We start from the raw sequence: 14,637 nt of genomic DNA, 5'->3' as shown, positions 1-14,637 counted from the left end.
GGACCATGACGATGCAGATCGCAGATTCCGTGTCGCTCTCGGCCTCCGACTCGCAGGCACGCGCGCACGCGGCGGCGGCGCGGAACAATTTGCGCACCGAGCCGCGCGCTGTCCGCATCGTCATCATCACGCTGGCGTTGCTGTTTCTCACCGTCTTCGTCGTGCTGCCGCTGGTCGTCGTGTTCGCGCAGGCATTTTCGCGCGGCATCCTCGCCTATTTCGCCGCGCTCGCCGAGCCGGAGGCGATGGCGGCGATCAAGCTGACGTTGATCGTCGCGGCGATCTCGGTCGGGCTCAATCTGGTGTTCGGCCTCGTCGCCGCCTGGGCGATTGCAAAATTCGAGTTTCCGGGCAAGACCTTCCTGATCACGCTGATCGACCTGCCATTCTCGGTCAGCCCGGTGATCTCGGGCCTCGTCTTCGTGCTATTGTTCGGCGCGCAAGGCTATCTCGGCAGCTGGCTGCGCGAGCACGACATCCAGATCCTGTTCGCGGTCCCCGGCATTGCGCTCGCCACCACCTTCGTGACCTTCCCCTTCGTGGCGCGCGCGCTGATCCCCCTGATGCAGGAGCAGGGCACGCAGGAGGAGGAGGCTGCGATCTCGCTCGGCGCCTCCGGCCTGCAGACCTTCTTCCGCGTCACCCTGCCCAACATCAAATGGGGCGTGCTCTACGGCGTCCTGCTCTGCAACGCGCGCGCGATGGGCGAGTTCGGTGCGGTCTCCGTCGTCTCCGGCCACATCCGCGGCGAGACCAACACCATGCCGCTCTTGGTCGAGATCCTCTACAACGAATACCAGTTCGTCGCCGCTTTCGCGATCGCCTCGCTGCTCGCAATGCTGGCGCTGATCACGCTGATCGCAAAAACCATTCTCGAACGTCATCTCGACGAAGGACAAGACGCCAGTGACCATTGAAGTCAAGAATCTCGTCAAGAAATTCGGCAGTTTTGCTGCCCTCGACGGCGTCGATCTCAAGGTCAACGACGGTGAGCTGCTGGCGCTGCTCGGCCCGTCCGGCTCCGGCAAGACCACCTTGCTGCGGATCATCGCCGGCCTCGACTGGCCGGACTCGGGCGAAGTCTCCTTCAACGGTGAGGACGCGCTGGCGCAAGGAGCCCGCGAGCGCCACGTCGGCTTCGTGTTCCAGCATTATGCGCTGTTCCGCCACATGACGGTGTTCGAGAACGTTGCCTTTGGCCTCCGCGTGCAGCCGCGCGCGGTCCGAAAGGATGAGGCTGCGATCCGCTCGCGCGTCAAGGAGCTGCTCGATCTGGTGCAGCTCGACTGGCTCGCCGACCGCTATCCCAGCCAGCTCTCCGGCGGCCAGCGTCAGCGCATCGCGCTCGCCCGTGCGCTTGCGATCGAGCCGCGCATCCTCCTGCTCGATGAACCCTTCGGCGCGCTCGACGCCAAGGTGCGCAAGGAGCTGCGCAAATGGCTGCGCTCGCTGCATCACGAGATCCATGTCACCTCGATCTTCGTCACGCACGACCAGGAGGAGGCGCTGGAAGTCGCCAACCGCGTCGTGGTGATGGACAAGGGACGGATCGAGCAGATCGGCTCGCCCGACGATGTCTACGACAATCCGGCGACGGCGTTCGTGCACGGCTTCATCGGCGAATCCATCGTGCTGCCGATCCAGATCGGCGATGGTGCGATCCGGCTCGGCGACCGGCAGCTCGATCTGGCGGCCGATGGGCTTGCGCCTGGCGCGTCGAAGCTGTTCGTGCGGCGACATGACATGCTGGTCGGCCCGCCCGGCAGCGGCGCCTTCGAGGGCGCGGTCCAGCACGTCCGCAATTTCGGTCCGGTGCAGCGGGCGGAAGTAGCCCTGTCCGGCGGCGAGACCATCGAAATCGACGCCCCCCGCGACAAGGAACTGCGCGCAGGCGACACCATCGGCCTCAATCCGCGTCGCTACCGGATTTTTGCGGGCTAAGCCCCGCCGTCATTCCGCCGCGGAATGACGGCTCAAATTCTCTTCAAAATTCACCTTTCAGCCATTGTTGGTATGCAACAACAGCCCCTCATTTGGGGGCCCCGATTCATGCGCGCTGCGGCCGCAATTCTGATCATGTTGCTGCTCGCCGGCTGTGCCGGCAACGAAGCACCGGTCCAGCAGCCGTCGATGTATGCCGACATGGCGGTGCCGGGCTCCAAGCTCGACGTCCAGGCAGCTGCGATCATGATCTCGCAATACCGCCAGAACAACGGGCTCGGTACGGTCGTGGTCGACCCGGATTTGACTCGGCTCGCCGAATCCCAATCGGGCGCGATGGCGGCGGCCAACAAGATGGACCACGACGTCCGCGCGCCGCTCGCCAAGCGTCTGGCCTCTGGCGGTTATCCTGCCACCGTGGCGGTCGAGAACATCTCGGCCGGCTATCATACGCTGGCGGAAGCGTTTTCCGGCTGGCGCGACTCGCCTCCGCACCGCGCGAACATGCTCAAGAGCGGTGTCACAAAATTGGGCATCGCGGCGAGCTATGCTCCAGGCACCAAATACAAGGTGTTCTGGACCATGATCCTGGCCTCCACCGAGCCTCGATAAGCCAGACTTGATCCCGGGGATGCATTGACGTCGCGGCGGAGTGTCGCCACGGTGGCCAGCCTTTTGCTATTGTTCCCGCATGACCGATCATAGTCCGGAAACCGCAACAATCCCCACGAATGCGCAACGCGTCCTGGTCCTCCAGGGCGGCGGCGCGCTCGGCTCGTACCAGGCTGGCGCCTTCCAGGCGCTGTGTGGCTACGGCTTCGATCCGGAATGGGTCGCCGGCATCTCGATCGGCGCGGTCAATGCCGCCATCATCGCCGGCAACGAGGGGCACACCCGCGTCGAGCGGCTCAAGGAATTCTGGGAAATGGTGTCGGCCCCGGTGCCGTGGAAGCCGGTCGGCAAGAGCGACCGCAGCCGCGAGCTGTTCAATTCCACCAGTGCCGCGCTGATTGCGACGTTCGGCGTGCCCGGCTTCTTCACGCCACGCATTCCGCCGGCGCCGCTGTGGCCGCCGGGGCATCGCGAGGCCGAAAGCTATTACGATACCTCGCCGCTGAAGAAGACGCTGGAGCGACTCGTCGATTTCGACCGCATCAACGATCTGAAGACACGCCTGTCGGTCGGCGCGGTCGGCGTCACCTCGGGCAATTTCAGATATTTCGACAATTACGCGTTCAAGAAGCTCGGCAAGAAGATCGGCCCCGAGCACATCATGGCCTCCGGCGCGCTGCCGCCGGGCTTTCCCTCCGTTGTCATCGACGGCGAGCATTATTGGGACGGGGGCATCGCCTCCAACACTCCGCTCGACTACGTGCTCGATGCCGAGGTCGAACGCGACATGCTGATCTTTCAGGTCGATTTGTTTTCCGCGCGCGGCGACCTGCCGAACTCGCTGCTGGAGGCGGCCGAGCGCGAGAAGGACATCCGCTATTCCAGCCGCACGCGGATGAACACCGACAAGAACAAGCAGCTGCACAACGCCCGCAGGGCCGTGCGCGATCTGATCGGCAAATTGCCGGACTATCTCAAGAACGATCCTTCCGTCGAATTCCTGGCGAAAGTGTCGCGCGAAAGCACCGTCACCGTGGTGCATCTGATCTACCGCAGCAAGAACTACGAATCCTCGTCCAAGGATTACGATTTCTCGCACATTGCCATGGTCGAGCATTGGGAGGCCGGCGTGCGTGACGTGCACCTGTCGATGCGCCACAAGGACTGGCTGGAGCGGCCGCAATCCGGCGAGACCATGGTGACCTACGATCTCACGGGGGACGTCACCGCGCCCCCGGCAAAAAGGAGCGAATAGAATGGGTACTCTGTCAGGCAAGAACGCCGTCGTGACCGGATCGACCAGCGGCATCGGGCTCGCTTACGCGCGCGCCTTCGCCGGCGCCGGTGCCAACGTCGTCATCAACGGTTTCGGCTCGCCGGAGGACATTGAGAAGGAGCGCGCCAAGATCGAATCCGATTTCGGCGTAAAGGCGGTCTACTCGCCCGCCGACATGACCAAGCCCGCCGAGGTCGCCGGCATGATCGCGCTCGGCGAGAAGACGTTCGGCTCGGTCGACATCCTCGTCAACAATGCCGGCATCCAGTTCGTCTCGCCGATCGAGGAATTCCCGCCGGAGAAATGGGACCAGATCATCGCGATCAATCTGTCCTCGGCCTTCCACGCCATCCGCGCCGCAGTGCCCGGCATGAAGAAGAAGGGCTGGGGCCGCATCATCAACACGGCGTCGGCGCACTCGCTGGTGGCCTCGCCATTCAAGTCGGCCTACGTCTCGGCCAAGCACGGCATCGCCGGCCTCACCAAGACCGTGGCGCTGGAAGTCGCGACCCACAAGATCACCTGCAACTGCATCAGCCCCGGCTACGTCTGGACCCCGCTGGTCGAGAAGCAGATCCCCGACACGATGAAGGCGCGCAATCTGACGCGCGAGCAGGTCATCAACGACGTGCTGCTCGATGCGCAGCCGACCAAGGAGTTCGTCACCTCCGAGCAGGTCGCCGCGCTCGCGCTGTTCCTGTGCAGCGACGACGCCGCCCAAATCACCGGCACCAACCTCTCGATCGACGGCGGCTGGACCGCGGAGTAATTCGTGCCCACCTGACAACTCTCGGTCATGCCCCGCGAAGGCGGGGCATCCAGTACACCGCGGCCTCTTGGTTAATCACAGCCGCCTCGGAGTACTGGATCGCCCGGTCAAGCCGGGCGATGACAGCGAGAGTGGATCGGCGTTTTCGATCGTCGTCTATTTGCCGAACGCCAGCACGTGCAGCCCCAGCCGCTGCCGCACGATCCAGAACAGCAGCACCGTCTCGAAGGTGAGGGAGATCGAGGTTGCAGCCGCGGCGCCATGGCCGCCGTGGCGCGGCACCAGCGCGATGCAGAGCACGAGGTTCATCACGAAGGCTAGCGCATAGGCGAGCGCGCAGATCTTCTGCTGGCCGAGCATGTTGAGCAGGCGCTCCACCGGACCGATCGCGGCGCGCACGACGAGGCCGATCGCGGCCACGAACATGATGTCGTAGCCGATCACGAATTGTGGTCCGAACAGCCAGAGCAGCGGCTTGCCGAGCGCGAGCAGCACGATGGTCGCGGCCAGCGACGGCCAGAACGTCCAGGTGATGGCATGCGCGACGTAGGCCGACAGGCGCGCCTTGTCGCCGCTGGCATTGTATTCGGCGAAGCGGTGTGCCGTCGTAGCTGACATCGCGTAGTGGATGAACGAGACCAGCGCCAGCGTCTTCACCACGGCGAAATAGACGCCGACCTCGTCCGAGGGACGGAATTGCTGCAGCACCAGCACGTCGGTGTAGGACAGGAGCAGGTAGAAGCTCTCGACCAGCAGGATCGGTAGCGAGACGGCGAGCCAGCCCTTGACGTCATAGGCCTTCGGTCCCGGTGTGATGTGATCGGCGAGCTTGCGGTTCAGCACCACCATCTGCCCGGCCATCGCGATCCATACCGCGCAAAGGCTTGCCACCATCGCGGCGACGGCGCCGAGGTGATAGCCGAGCAGGAAGGCGAGCGCCGTGATGCCGATGATCAGCGCCTGGCGGATGATGAATTGCGGCATCAGGCCGAGTTGCATCCAGTCGTGCGAGCGCGCGATGCCGTCCTGGGTGTTGGCGACCACGAAGGCGGGCAGCGTCATGCAGCCGATATAGAGCGGCAGCACCTCGGCCGGATCGATCCAGGGCGACAGCAATTTGACGAGGCCGGCAAGGCCGAGCGACGTCAGCGTGGACACGGCAAAGGTCAGCCAGCGGCTGCCGGACAGGAAGCCGCGCAGCAGCGCGTGCGCGCCGCTGGCGCGGTACTCCGGAATGATTTTTTGCGCGGAGGCCGAGATGCCGAAATCCATCATGCTGCCGAGCAGCAGCACCCAGGTCCAGACATAGACGTAGATGCCGTAATCGGACGTGCCCATCCAGCGCGCCAGCAGCACCTGCGAGACATAAGCCAGGCCGGCGCTGATGACGCGGATGATGAAGATGGTGCCGGCGAGCCGGCGCGTCAGCGACGCCTCGCTCGATCCGCCCGCGAGCCTGGCGCGCAGCCGCGCGATCAGCCCGGCCGGTCCGGTCGTTGCGGGTGGTGCATCCATCACGGCCAATTCGAACAATCCCCAGCGACCTGCAGCGGCAGGCGAGGGATTAGCAACCATTCGTTAAGATTCGGTTGGGCGGACGCTAGTTCAAATTCGTGTTGAACTCGTACGCCTTCTCCGGCCCGACCAGCGTGAACTTCAGCGCGGCGCCCTCGGGCTTGGCGCCCGGCGGCAGCCCGTCGAGCTCGAACGAGAAGCGCACGACCCCGGGCGGGCTGGGCTGCACCGGCGCCGGAATCGGCAGCGCCCAATCGGGAGTCGGGCCTTCCACGAACAGATTGACCTTGCGGCTGTCCGGCGCCACCACATCGACCACTACGTTCTTGGGCCCGTCCCGCTTGACGTCGCGAATGGTGAGCGGATTGGGGTCGCCGATATTGGCGGGCTTCGGCACGGTGTCGAGCGCGGCACGCAAGTTCGCGTCCTCGGTCGAGGCGACGCTGTTGAAGCCGAGCTCGGCGCTGGCCTCTACGGGAATGCAGAGCTTCTCGCACACCGCGTAGTTGATCTCGGCCCTCAAGGTCACCGGCTTGTCTGCAGCCTTGGCGACGATGCGCAGGGGCAGCACGACTTGGTCGCGATAGCCGATGGAATGGCCGCCCGCGCCGTCGTCGAACTTCAGCGGCGCCGGCCACATCACCGTCACCGCCTCGACATTGTCGGACTTGGAGAAGTCGAACCGGGGTGGAACGCCGGAATCGCCGGGCGACCGCCAGTAGGTCTTCCAGCCGGGCTGCAGCTGGAAGGCGATACCGCCGAGCAGCACCGCGCCGCTGCGCGAGCCCGCCAGGAGCCGCACCGCGGAATGTCCATCGCGCTGCCAAGGCGATGCGTCATCGGCACGGGCCGCGATAGCCAACGACGACGCGAGCAGGGTTGTCGCGACGCCAATCGCCGCACGCAGGGGAACAATGCTGGACATGGCACGTCTTTACAGGGTCACCTAGGGCCAAACCATTGAATTGCTTGTGATGGATGCACTCGAATCAACTCGCCGCAACCCTTGATTTGACAGCCGCCCGGCCCGACATCAGGATAGGAATTGAAACCGGAGTGCTCGAGCGATGGCTCCCACAGGCAAGAGGACGGGCGAAAGCACCCGCAGCTCGGGCGCCGCGCTGCCCAGTTCCGGCGGCTATCTCGACGGCCGGCTCCTGATCGCAATGCCCGTGATGGGCGATTCCCGCTTCGAGCGCTCGGTGATCTATCTTTGCGCCCATTCGGCGGAGGGGGCGATGGGCATCATCGTGAACCACCCCGCCGGCAGCATCGATTTCCCCGAGCTCTTGCAGCAGCTCGGCATCATCAAGAAGGGCGAGCACATCAAGCTGCCGGAGAATGCCGAAAGTATGAAGGTGCTGCGGGGCGGGCCGGTCGACACCGGGCGCGGCTTCGTGCTGCATTCCAGCGACTTCTACATCGAGAACGCGACGCTGCGGATCGATGACGGCGTCTGCCTGACCGCGACGGTCGACATTCTGCGCGCCATCGCCAACGGCTCCGGCCCCAAGCACGCCATCCTCGCGCTCGGCTATGCCGGCTGGGCGCCGGGCCAGCTCGAGACGGAGATCCAGAGCAACGGCTGGCTGCATTGCGACGCGGACGCGGATCTGATTTTCGGCGACGACGTCGAGGACAAGTACAATCGCGCTTTGCAGAAGATCGGCATCGACCCCGGCATGCTCTCGAACGAGGCCGGGCACGCGTAGCGTTATCGGCCGCTATTGCCACACTCTCCACTGCCCTCAGTTATTCTCCGCTGTCGTCCCGGATCGGCGCTTCGCGCCGGACAACGCTACGCGTTGCCCAGCGCTCCGCTTGTCCGGGACGACGACCGAATTTGTGGCTACTCCGACCCGGCCTACTCCGCCGCCTGCTGCTGCACCGTCGGCTCCGTCCCCGCCACCGTCGCGCGGCGCATGTCGCGGGGCTGGGACTGGTCGTAGCGGCGGACGCGGTGCATGGTCTGGCGGTTGTCCCACATCACGAGGTCATGCAGCTTCCATTTGTGCACGTAGACGAACTCGGGTTGCGTGGCGTGCTCGGTCAGATCGCGCAGCAATAGCCGCCCCTCGGGCATGCTCATACCGACGACCTTGCCGGCATGCGATGACAGATACAGCGACTTGCGGCGATGCACGGGGTGCGTGCGCACCAGCCGTTGCAGCACCGGCTTGAACATCTCCTTCTCTTCGTCGGTGTATTCGGTGAAGCCGAGCGATCCCCGCGAATACATCAGCGAATGCTCGCAGACGAGATCCTCGATCTCCGCCTTGGTCTCGTCGTCGAGCGCGTCATAGGCCGCGCGCATGTCGGCGAACTCGGTGTTGCCGCCCTTCGGGTTCACCACGCGCGCCGATAGCAGCGAGAATTTTGCGGGGATCGGACGGAACGAGCTGTCCGAGTGCCACAGGCAATTGCCGAGGTTGAACAGATTGGCGCGGCTGTCCTTGGGCAGCGGCTTGCCGTCCTTGCCGAGGTTGGAGACGTCGTTCAGGCCTGAGGTGAGGCGGTGTTCATCCGCCTTGGTGATGTTGCCGCCGCGCGCCTCCTCGCGCTGGCCAAAATTCAGCGCGAATGCCATCTGCTGCTCGTCGGTGATGTCCTGGTCGTGGAAGACGAGCACCGCGTACTTGTCCATGGCGGCCTCGATCTCGCGCGCCTGATCCGGCGTGAGCGGCTTGCGCAAGTCGAGGCCGGACACCTCGCCGACGAAATGTTTCTGAAGCTGCCGGATGGCGATGGTCATTGCGTTCCTCCCGCATCTACGAGCGGTTTCCCCGCTCTGTTTGTGGAAAAAATGACTCCCGCATCCGGCGATGTCAACGCGCCGCGCGCATGGCTCTCACGCGTTCCGCGCCATCAGCCCGCCATCGACCGGGATCACCGCGCCGGTGAGGAAGGACGCCGCCGGAAGGCACAGGCTCAGCGTCATATGCGCGACCTCTTCAGGGTCGCCGTAGCGGCCGAGTGCGGTGCGGCGCTTGGCGTAGATGGTCTTGTGCTCCTCCGGGATGCGGTCGGTGATTTTTGTGCGGATCGGTCCGGGGCAGATGCAGTTGACGGTGATGCCCTCGCGGCCGAGCTCCACCGCCAGCGAGCGGGTGAGGCTCACGACGCCGCCCTTCGCGGCCGAATACGGGCTGTGCAATGCGGTGGCGCCGAGCGCCTCGGTCGAGGCGATGTTGACGATGCGGGGACTCTTCGACTTGCGCAAGTGCGGCAGCGCGGCGCGGATGATGCGTGGGTGCGCCGTCAGCATCACGGCGATGCCCTTCGCCCAGGCGTCCTCGTAGCCCTCATCGTCGATCGCGACGCGCACGGAGATGCCGGCATTGTTGACGACGATGTCGAGGGCGCCGAAATGCGCGGCGACATCGCCGACCACACGTTTGATTTCGCCGCCGTCGGCGACGTCGAGCTTCCACGCCCTTGCCGCGCCTCCGCTTGCCGCAATCTCCCTGGCGACGTCATGCGCGCCTTGCTCGTCGAAATCCGTGACGGCGACGTTCGCACCTTCGTTTCCGAATACGCGCGCAGTGGCGCGCCCCATGCCGCTGGCTGCGCCAGTGACGAGCACGGTGAGCCCCTTCACGGACCGGCTGAGCTCCCTGACGTCGGACATGCTGTTCCCTCGCGCCGAGCTGGTTCTTGTTGTGATTGACAAGGCTGGCATCGATCCGCAGACAGGTCAAACAAGCAGAAAACAAAAGGGGAGGCCGACAATGGCAAACGAGCTCGATTTCTCAGGCAAGCAGGTGCTGGTGATCGGCGGTTCCAGCGGCATCGGCAACGGCATCGCGCAGGCCTTTCGCGCCAAGGGCGCAGCTGTTGCCGTCTGCGGCACGCGTGCTCGCGCAACGGAATATTCAGCCGACGAAGGCTCCGATCTCGAAGGTCTTGCTTACGCGCAGCTCGATGTCGGCAATTCCGGTGCGATCGAAGCATTCAAGCCGTCGTTCGACCGTCTCGACATCCTGGTGCTCGCGCAGGGCGCGGTGATCTACCGCCGCGGCGAATTCGAGATGGCGGGCTTCCGCAAGGTCGTCGAGATCAATCTGATGAGCCTGATGGCCTGCGCGACGCGCTTTCATTCCATGTTGCGGGACGCGAAGGGCGCGCTGATCATCGTGTCCTCGACCGCGGCCTATCATTCCACCATGGGCAATCCCGCCTACAATGCCTCGAAGACCGGTGCGGTCGGATTGACGCGGACGCTGGGCGAGGCCTGGGCCGAGGACGGCATCCGCGTCAACGGCATCGCGCCAGGGCTCGTCGACACCAAGATGACGAAGGTGACGACCGACAATCCGAAGCGGCTCGAAGGCGCGCTCGCACGCATCCCGTTGCGGCGATTGGGTACGCCGGCCGACATGGCGGGCGCGGCGCTGTTCCTGGCCTCGCCGCTGTCGTCCTACATCATCGGCCAGACGTTGGTCGTCGATGGCGGCCTGATTCTATAGGAGAGCCTAAGGAACCGCGCTGCGTCTGATCGGTTACTTCGGCTGACCATCGAGGAGGATCATCATGGACACGGATCGGATTGTTGGATCGGCGAAGGAATATGCCGGACGCGCGGAAGGCGCGATCGGAGACATGGCAGGCGATGCCAAGACGCAGGCGTCGGGCAAGGCGCGGGAAGCCGCGGGCACGGTGCAGAATCTCTACGGCCAGGCCAAGGATGCCGTGCGCGACGCCACGGACACCGCCGCGGGCTATGCCAAGGACGCCTACGAGAACAGTGGTGAGACTTTCCGCGACGGCTCGAAGGCCATTGCGCAGAAGGTGCAGGACAATCCGCTCGGCGCGCTGCTGGTTGCCGGCGGCATCGGCTTCGCGCTGGCGCTGCTGATGTCGCGTCCCGCCCGCCGCCCGCCGTCACGCTGGCGCTATTACGGCTAGTTGCCGAAACGCCTGTCACGCGTGCCCCGGCTCAGCGATGCAGCGTGAGACGCTGCATCGCTGAGCCGGGCCATCTTTTCTGAATGCCGCACGAATTGGGTCCCGACTCTGCGCCGCATCACCAGAAGGTGCAGCGTCGCGTCCGGGACACGAGATCTTACCTTACCGGAACATCTCGGCGGAACGGCCGACGTTAGCCGGCGGACGCGGGATCCCAGGATTGGGATTCGGATTGCGCGGCCCGGGCGGCGGCGCCATTTGGCGCGGCGGCGGGGGCTGCGGCGAGCCGAAGCCGAAGAAATCACGGAATGTGGGCGTTGCCTGGGCCGGCAGTTGCGGGGCGACCTGCGGCTTCTTCGGCGCGAGCTTTGGCGGTGCGATCGCGGCGGCCGCGGCCGATACGCCTTGAGCTGCCCCGCCGTCCGGCGTCGTTGCCGCCATCGGCGTATCGCCCTTGGCCTGCTCGCGGCCGACTTCCCGGCGCGGCCAGGCATAATCGTCGGCGCGGCCGGCCGGGGCTGCCAGCGGTTCACCCTTCACCATCGTCTTGGCGGCGAGCGCATCGACAGCGGCGGGACGCGTGCCCGGTCCGCCCAGCAATTGATCGGTCGAGATCGAGGCTGCAACCAGCGGCACGATCGGCCCGGCCAGCGGACGCGGCGCGGGCTTGCCCGGCTCGGCGCTGGTGTCGGGCGTCGCGGGCTCGCTCGGCAGCGCGATCGGGCCGGAGCGTCCGGCAAGCAGGCGCGTGATCTCGCGCTCGACATAATGCGCGAGCTTGCGCGCGCCGGCCTTGGTGAAATAGATGCCGTCGGAGCTGCGGAGCTGGCGGATCTGGCCTTCGAAGTCCGGGCCCTTCTGCAGGAAGCGGCCGGCTTCGTCGACGAAGCCGTCCCATACGTCGACATAGGTGATGCCGGCCTTGGCCGCGCCCTCACGGTACAGCGAATCCAGGAACAGCGTGTCCGCGGTGCCCTTCGGTCCGCGGACCGCGGGCAGGCCGACCCAGAGCACCGGCACGCCCTTGGTTTTGAGGACGGCCGCGAGCTCCTCGATCTTCTTGCCGTAGAGCTCGACCCAGCGCTCGTCACGGAATTCGTAGAGGCCGTTCGGATTGCGCGCGGTCTTTTCCGGCGCGGCTGCCGGCGTGTCGGCATTGTCGGCGTCGTCCTGCGGCAGGTCGGCGTCGGCAGGCTTATCGTCCGGCTTGGCGGCGCTGTCGCCGGGCTTGGCGTCGCCGGGCTTGGCGTCGCTGGGCTTGCCTTGCGGCTTTGCGCGCGCACCCTTGTCGTTCTTCTTATCTTTGTCCTTCTCCGCGGCCGGCTTATCGGGTTTGTCGGCGGCCGGCTCGCGGATCGCGACGCGGTCGTTGAGGCCGAGCATGACGACGATCACGTCGGGCTTTTCGGTCTCGAGAATGCCCTTGGCCGCCGCGGCCCAGTCCGCGGGCTCGCCCTTGGGCTGGTACCTGATCAGGCCGGACGTGGTCTTGTGCTTGCGGATCACGCCCATGTCGGGCTGCTCGGCGTAGGCGTCTTCGAGGCCATAGGCGAGCCAGTCGGCCATGGCATCGCCGATCACCAGCACGTTCTTCTCAGGAATCGTGTCGCGCTTGGCCGGTGCCGGCGCGCGCGAAAAATCCTGGCGCGGCGCCTGCGGCGGCGGCTGGAAGGGTGCGAAGAAGTCGCCGCCGAACCATCCGCCACCTCCGCCGCCCCGTGGTGGCGGTGGTGGGGCCGAACGCTGCGGCGGACCGCCGAAGCCAGGGAAGTTGAAGAACTGCGCCGAAGCGGGTGCCGCCACCGACACCAGGATCGCAAGCGCCGTCCCCAGCGCGATCAACGGGCCGGTCTCGGTCAGCGCCTTGAACAGGGACTTCTTCGACATGCGATCTCGGGCACGCGCAATGGGGGATCGGAGTTAGCTCAATATAATAACGGAATCAGGCGCCAAACGGGCAAATTCCATCGCAGATTCTTGTCCATAGACCGGGGAACACCAGTCCCGGTCAAGGCTATCAGCCAAAATCCCCCTTCAAGGTTACTTCGAGCGCGATTTTACCGCCCGCGCAGCCGGTCCAGCACGTCGGAGGAGGCAAAACCGTCGGCGGGGACCCCGATCGAGGCCTGGAAATTACGCAGAGCCTCCCTGGTCAGGCCGCCGAATTGGCCGTCCGGGGTGCCCTTGTAGTAGCCGCGCTGAGCCAGCAGCTGCTGCAGCTCCAGCCGTTCGGTGCGGGACAGCTCGCGCTCCTGCCGCGGCCAGGGCTGCACGAAAGGCTGTCCCCCGCGCAGGCGGTCGGCGAAATGGCCGATCGCCAGCGCATAGGCTTCCGCCGGGTTGTACTTCATGATGACGCGGTAATTCTGCAGCATCAAAAAGCCCGGTCCCTGCGCGCCGGCGGGTGCCAGCAGGTAGGCCTTGTCCGCAGGATGCGGGAAGGCCTGGTTGTTCGGACGCTTGAGCCCGAGCTTCTCCCATTGCGCGATCGGCATCGCCTTGGCGCGGTCGGCCAGCATGTAGTTGAAGCCTTGCGGCACCACGACCTCGTAGCCCCAGGTCTGGCCTGGCTGCCAGCCGTCCTTCTTCAGATTGTTGGCGGTCGACGCGATCAGGTCGGTCGGATTGTCGACGACGTCGCGCCGGCCGTCGCCGTCGCCGTCCACCGCGAAGCGCTTGAACGCGGTCGGCATGAACTGGGTCGGGCCGAAGGCGCCGGCCCAGGAGCCGCGCAGCTGCTCCGGACGCAAATCGCCGCGGTTGAGGATCTCCAGCGCGGAGAGGAATTCGTCCTTGAAATAGGCTTGGCGGCGGCCGATGCAGGCGAGCGTCGCGGTCGATTGCAGCACGCTGCGATCGCCGATCTGCGTCGAGTAATTGGACTCGATGCCCCAGATCGAGGCGATGATGTAGCGGTCGACGCCGGTGGCTTTCTCAGTCGCGTCGAACTGCGCCTTGTATTTGGCGAGGACCTCGCGGCCCTTGGCGAGGCGGTTGTCGTTCACCAGAATGTCGAGATAGGCCCAGATCGACTTGGTGAATTCCGGCTGCGAATCCATGAGGTCCATGATGCGCAGGTCGGGCGACAGTCCGGCGGTGAAGCGCTGAAAGTTCTCCTGCGTGACGCCGCGCCGTGCGGCATCGGGCCACATCGCAGCGACGCAATTGTTGAAATTGCCGGCAGCCTCGCGGATCGCGGCGGCCGTCATCAAGGGATGGCCGGAGGCGCCGTCCTCGCCGCTCCACGGCAATGGACCCGTCGGCGCGCCGCTCGGGCCCGGCGAGGGCTGCGCCGGTGCCGGGTTCGATCCGGAGAAGATGCCGCCGAACAGGTTGGACAGGCCGTTCTGCGCCTGGGCGTGTGCGCCGGCCGGCAGCAGCAAAGCGGCCGCAACGACTGCGCCGCCAGCCCGTCTCGCCAGTCCTGCCATTGATTGCATCATGTTCCACCCGTCGGCCTGAAAAACCCGCCACAGGAGGCCTGGTTAGCGTTGCCAATAGCTTAACAAAGGTGAAATTTTGGTGGCGGCCTTTTTCTTAACTCCGTCGGGGCGAGGCCCCACATCCGCCTTTGTTGGCGGCTGCAAACAGGCTAGCAAGGATGCCATTGCTCCCGTCC

The 14,637-nt window shown here is 65.4% G+C and carries 14 protein-coding genes; 8 read left to right on the top strand and 6 right to left on the bottom strand.

The features are described from left to right. Positions 1-5: 5 nt before the first annotated feature. The 5 genes from cysW to I6F28_RS03860 all read left to right on the top strand — a co-directional run bounded on the left by cysW (position 6) and on the right by I6F28_RS03860 (position 4,598). Positions 6-917 (top strand): sulfate ABC transporter permease subunit CysW, encoded by a 912-nt coding sequence (gene cysW, locus I6F28_RS03880; protein WP_035998223.1) that lies wholly within the window; start codon positions 6-8, stop codon positions 915-917. Further along, positions 907-1,941 carry a sulfate/molybdate ABC transporter ATP-binding protein gene (locus I6F28_RS03875; protein WP_035998225.1) on the top strand — a complete coding sequence of 345 codons (1,035 nt, stop codon included), beginning with the start codon at positions 907-909 and terminating at the stop codon, positions 1,939-1,941. The genes cysW and I6F28_RS03875 overlap by 11 nt, the downstream gene beginning before the upstream one ends. A gap of 108 nt (positions 1,942-2,049) precedes the next feature. Next, complete coding sequence (locus tag I6F28_RS03870; protein ID WP_035998228.1) at positions 2,050-2,553, top strand: CAP domain-containing protein; 504 nt, start codon at positions 2,050-2,052, stop codon at positions 2,551-2,553. Between the two features lie 79 nt (positions 2,554-2,632). Beyond that, positions 2,633-3,808 carry a DUF3734 domain-containing protein gene (locus I6F28_RS03865; RefSeq protein ID WP_035998231.1) on the top strand — a complete coding sequence of 392 codons (1,176 nt, stop codon included), beginning with the start codon at positions 2,633-2,635 and terminating at the stop codon, positions 3,806-3,808. A gap of 1 nt (position 3,809) precedes the next feature. Next, positions 3,810-4,598, top strand: coding sequence for a 3-hydroxybutyrate dehydrogenase (locus I6F28_RS03860; RefSeq protein ID WP_057028138.1), 789 nt, complete (start codon positions 3,810-3,812; stop codon positions 4,596-4,598). Between the two features lie 156 nt (positions 4,599-4,754). Here I6F28_RS03860 and I6F28_RS03855 read toward each other — a convergent pair whose 3' ends face one another. Continuing rightward, the gene (locus tag I6F28_RS03855; RefSeq protein ID WP_524536097.1) at positions 4,755-6,122 is read right to left on the bottom strand and encodes a flippase; all 1,368 of its coding nucleotides are present in this window, start codon (positions 6,120-6,122) and stop codon (positions 4,755-4,757) included. Between the two features lie 76 nt (positions 6,123-6,198). After that, entirely contained in the window at positions 6,199-7,038 is an 840-nt protein-coding gene (locus I6F28_RS03850) for a protein-disulfide reductase DsbD domain-containing protein (protein ID WP_035998237.1), read from the bottom strand. Between the two features lie 142 nt (positions 7,039-7,180). Here I6F28_RS03850 and I6F28_RS03845 point away from each other — a divergent pair, with 142 nt between their 5' ends. Next, a complete protein-coding gene (locus I6F28_RS03845; RefSeq protein WP_035998239.1) occupies positions 7,181-7,825 on the top strand; it encodes a YqgE/AlgH family protein in 645 nt (214 codons plus the stop codon). Positions 7,826-7,977: 152 nt separating this feature from the next. Here the strand turns inward: I6F28_RS03845 and I6F28_RS03840 are convergent, their stop codons facing one another. Both I6F28_RS03840 and I6F28_RS03835 read right to left on the bottom strand, forming a co-directional pair. Next, the gene (locus I6F28_RS03840; protein ID WP_035998242.1) at positions 7,978-8,865 is read right to left on the bottom strand and encodes a TauD/TfdA dioxygenase family protein; all 888 of its coding nucleotides are present in this window, start codon (positions 8,863-8,865) and stop codon (positions 7,978-7,980) included. A 96-nt stretch (positions 8,866-8,961) separates the two neighbouring features. Continuing rightward, the gene (locus tag I6F28_RS03835; RefSeq protein ID WP_225139302.1) at positions 8,962-9,741 is read right to left on the bottom strand and encodes an SDR family NAD(P)-dependent oxidoreductase; all 780 of its coding nucleotides are present in this window, start codon (positions 9,739-9,741) and stop codon (positions 8,962-8,964) included. Positions 9,742-9,841: 100 nt separating this feature from the next. Here I6F28_RS03835 and I6F28_RS03830 point away from each other — a divergent pair, with 100 nt between their 5' ends. Both I6F28_RS03830 and I6F28_RS03825 read left to right on the top strand, forming a co-directional pair. Then, positions 9,842-10,579, top strand: coding sequence for an SDR family NAD(P)-dependent oxidoreductase (locus I6F28_RS03830; protein ID WP_225139301.1), 738 nt, complete (start codon positions 9,842-9,844; stop codon positions 10,577-10,579). Between the two features lie 64 nt (positions 10,580-10,643). Further along, positions 10,644-11,018, top strand: coding sequence for a CsbD family protein (locus tag I6F28_RS03825; protein ID WP_035998251.1), 375 nt, complete (start codon positions 10,644-10,646; stop codon positions 11,016-11,018). 162 nt (positions 11,019-11,180) lie between these two features. Here the strand turns inward: I6F28_RS03825 and I6F28_RS03820 are convergent, their stop codons facing one another. Beyond that, positions 11,181-12,905: an SGNH/GDSL hydrolase family protein gene (locus tag I6F28_RS03820; protein ID WP_225139300.1), complete on the bottom strand. Its 1,725-nt coding sequence runs from the start codon at positions 12,903-12,905 to the stop codon at positions 11,181-11,183. Between the two features lie 170 nt (positions 12,906-13,075). Beyond that, the gene (locus tag I6F28_RS03815; protein ID WP_225139458.1) at positions 13,076-14,458 is read right to left on the bottom strand and encodes a lytic murein transglycosylase; all 1,383 of its coding nucleotides are present in this window, start codon (positions 14,456-14,458) and stop codon (positions 13,076-13,078) included. Positions 14,459-14,637: the final 179 nt, after the last annotated feature.

Source organism: Bradyrhizobium sp. NBAIM14, from assembly GCF_020193895.1.
GTDB lineage: Bacteria > Pseudomonadota > Alphaproteobacteria > Rhizobiales > Xanthobacteraceae > Bradyrhizobium > Bradyrhizobium yuanmingense.
The sequence above is the reverse complement of the archived record's forward strand: the minus strand, read 5'-3'. Positions and strand labels throughout refer to the sequence as shown.

Coding starts and splice junctions, on each gene's coding strand:
- cysW (WP_035998223.1), top strand. CDS start 6: ATGACGATGCAGATCGCAGATTCCGTGTCGCTCTCGGCCTCCGACTCG.
- I6F28_RS03870 (WP_035998228.1), top strand. CDS start 2,050: ATGCGCGCTGCGGCCGCAATTCTGATCATGTTGCTGCTCGCCGGCTGT.
- I6F28_RS03865 (WP_035998231.1), top strand. CDS start 2,633: ATGACCGATCATAGTCCGGAAACCGCAACAATCCCCACGAATGCGCAA.
- I6F28_RS03860 (WP_057028138.1), top strand. CDS start 3,810: ATGGGTACTCTGTCAGGCAAGAACGCCGTCGTGACCGGATCGACCAGC.
- I6F28_RS03850 (WP_035998237.1), bottom strand. CDS start 7,038: ATGTCCAGCATTGTTCCCCTGCGTGCGGCGATTGGCGTCGCGACAACC.
- I6F28_RS03845 (WP_035998239.1), top strand. CDS start 7,181: ATGGCTCCCACAGGCAAGAGGACGGGCGAAAGCACCCGCAGCTCGGGC.
- I6F28_RS03840 (WP_035998242.1), bottom strand. CDS start 8,865: ATGACCATCGCCATCCGGCAGCTTCAGAAACATTTCGTCGGCGAGGTG.
- I6F28_RS03835 (WP_225139302.1), bottom strand. CDS start 9,741: ATGTCCGACGTCAGGGAGCTCAGCCGGTCCGTGAAGGGGCTCACCGTG.
- I6F28_RS03830 (WP_225139301.1), top strand. CDS start 9,842: ATGGCAAACGAGCTCGATTTCTCAGGCAAGCAGGTGCTGGTGATCGGC.
- I6F28_RS03825 (WP_035998251.1), top strand. CDS start 10,644: ATGGACACGGATCGGATTGTTGGATCGGCGAAGGAATATGCCGGACGC.
- I6F28_RS03820 (WP_225139300.1), bottom strand. CDS start 12,905: ATGTCGAAGAAGTCCCTGTTCAAGGCGCTGACCGAGACCGGCCCGTTG.
- I6F28_RS03815 (WP_225139458.1), bottom strand. CDS start 14,458: ATGCAATCAATGGCAGGACTGGCGAGACGGGCTGGCGGCGCAGTCGTT.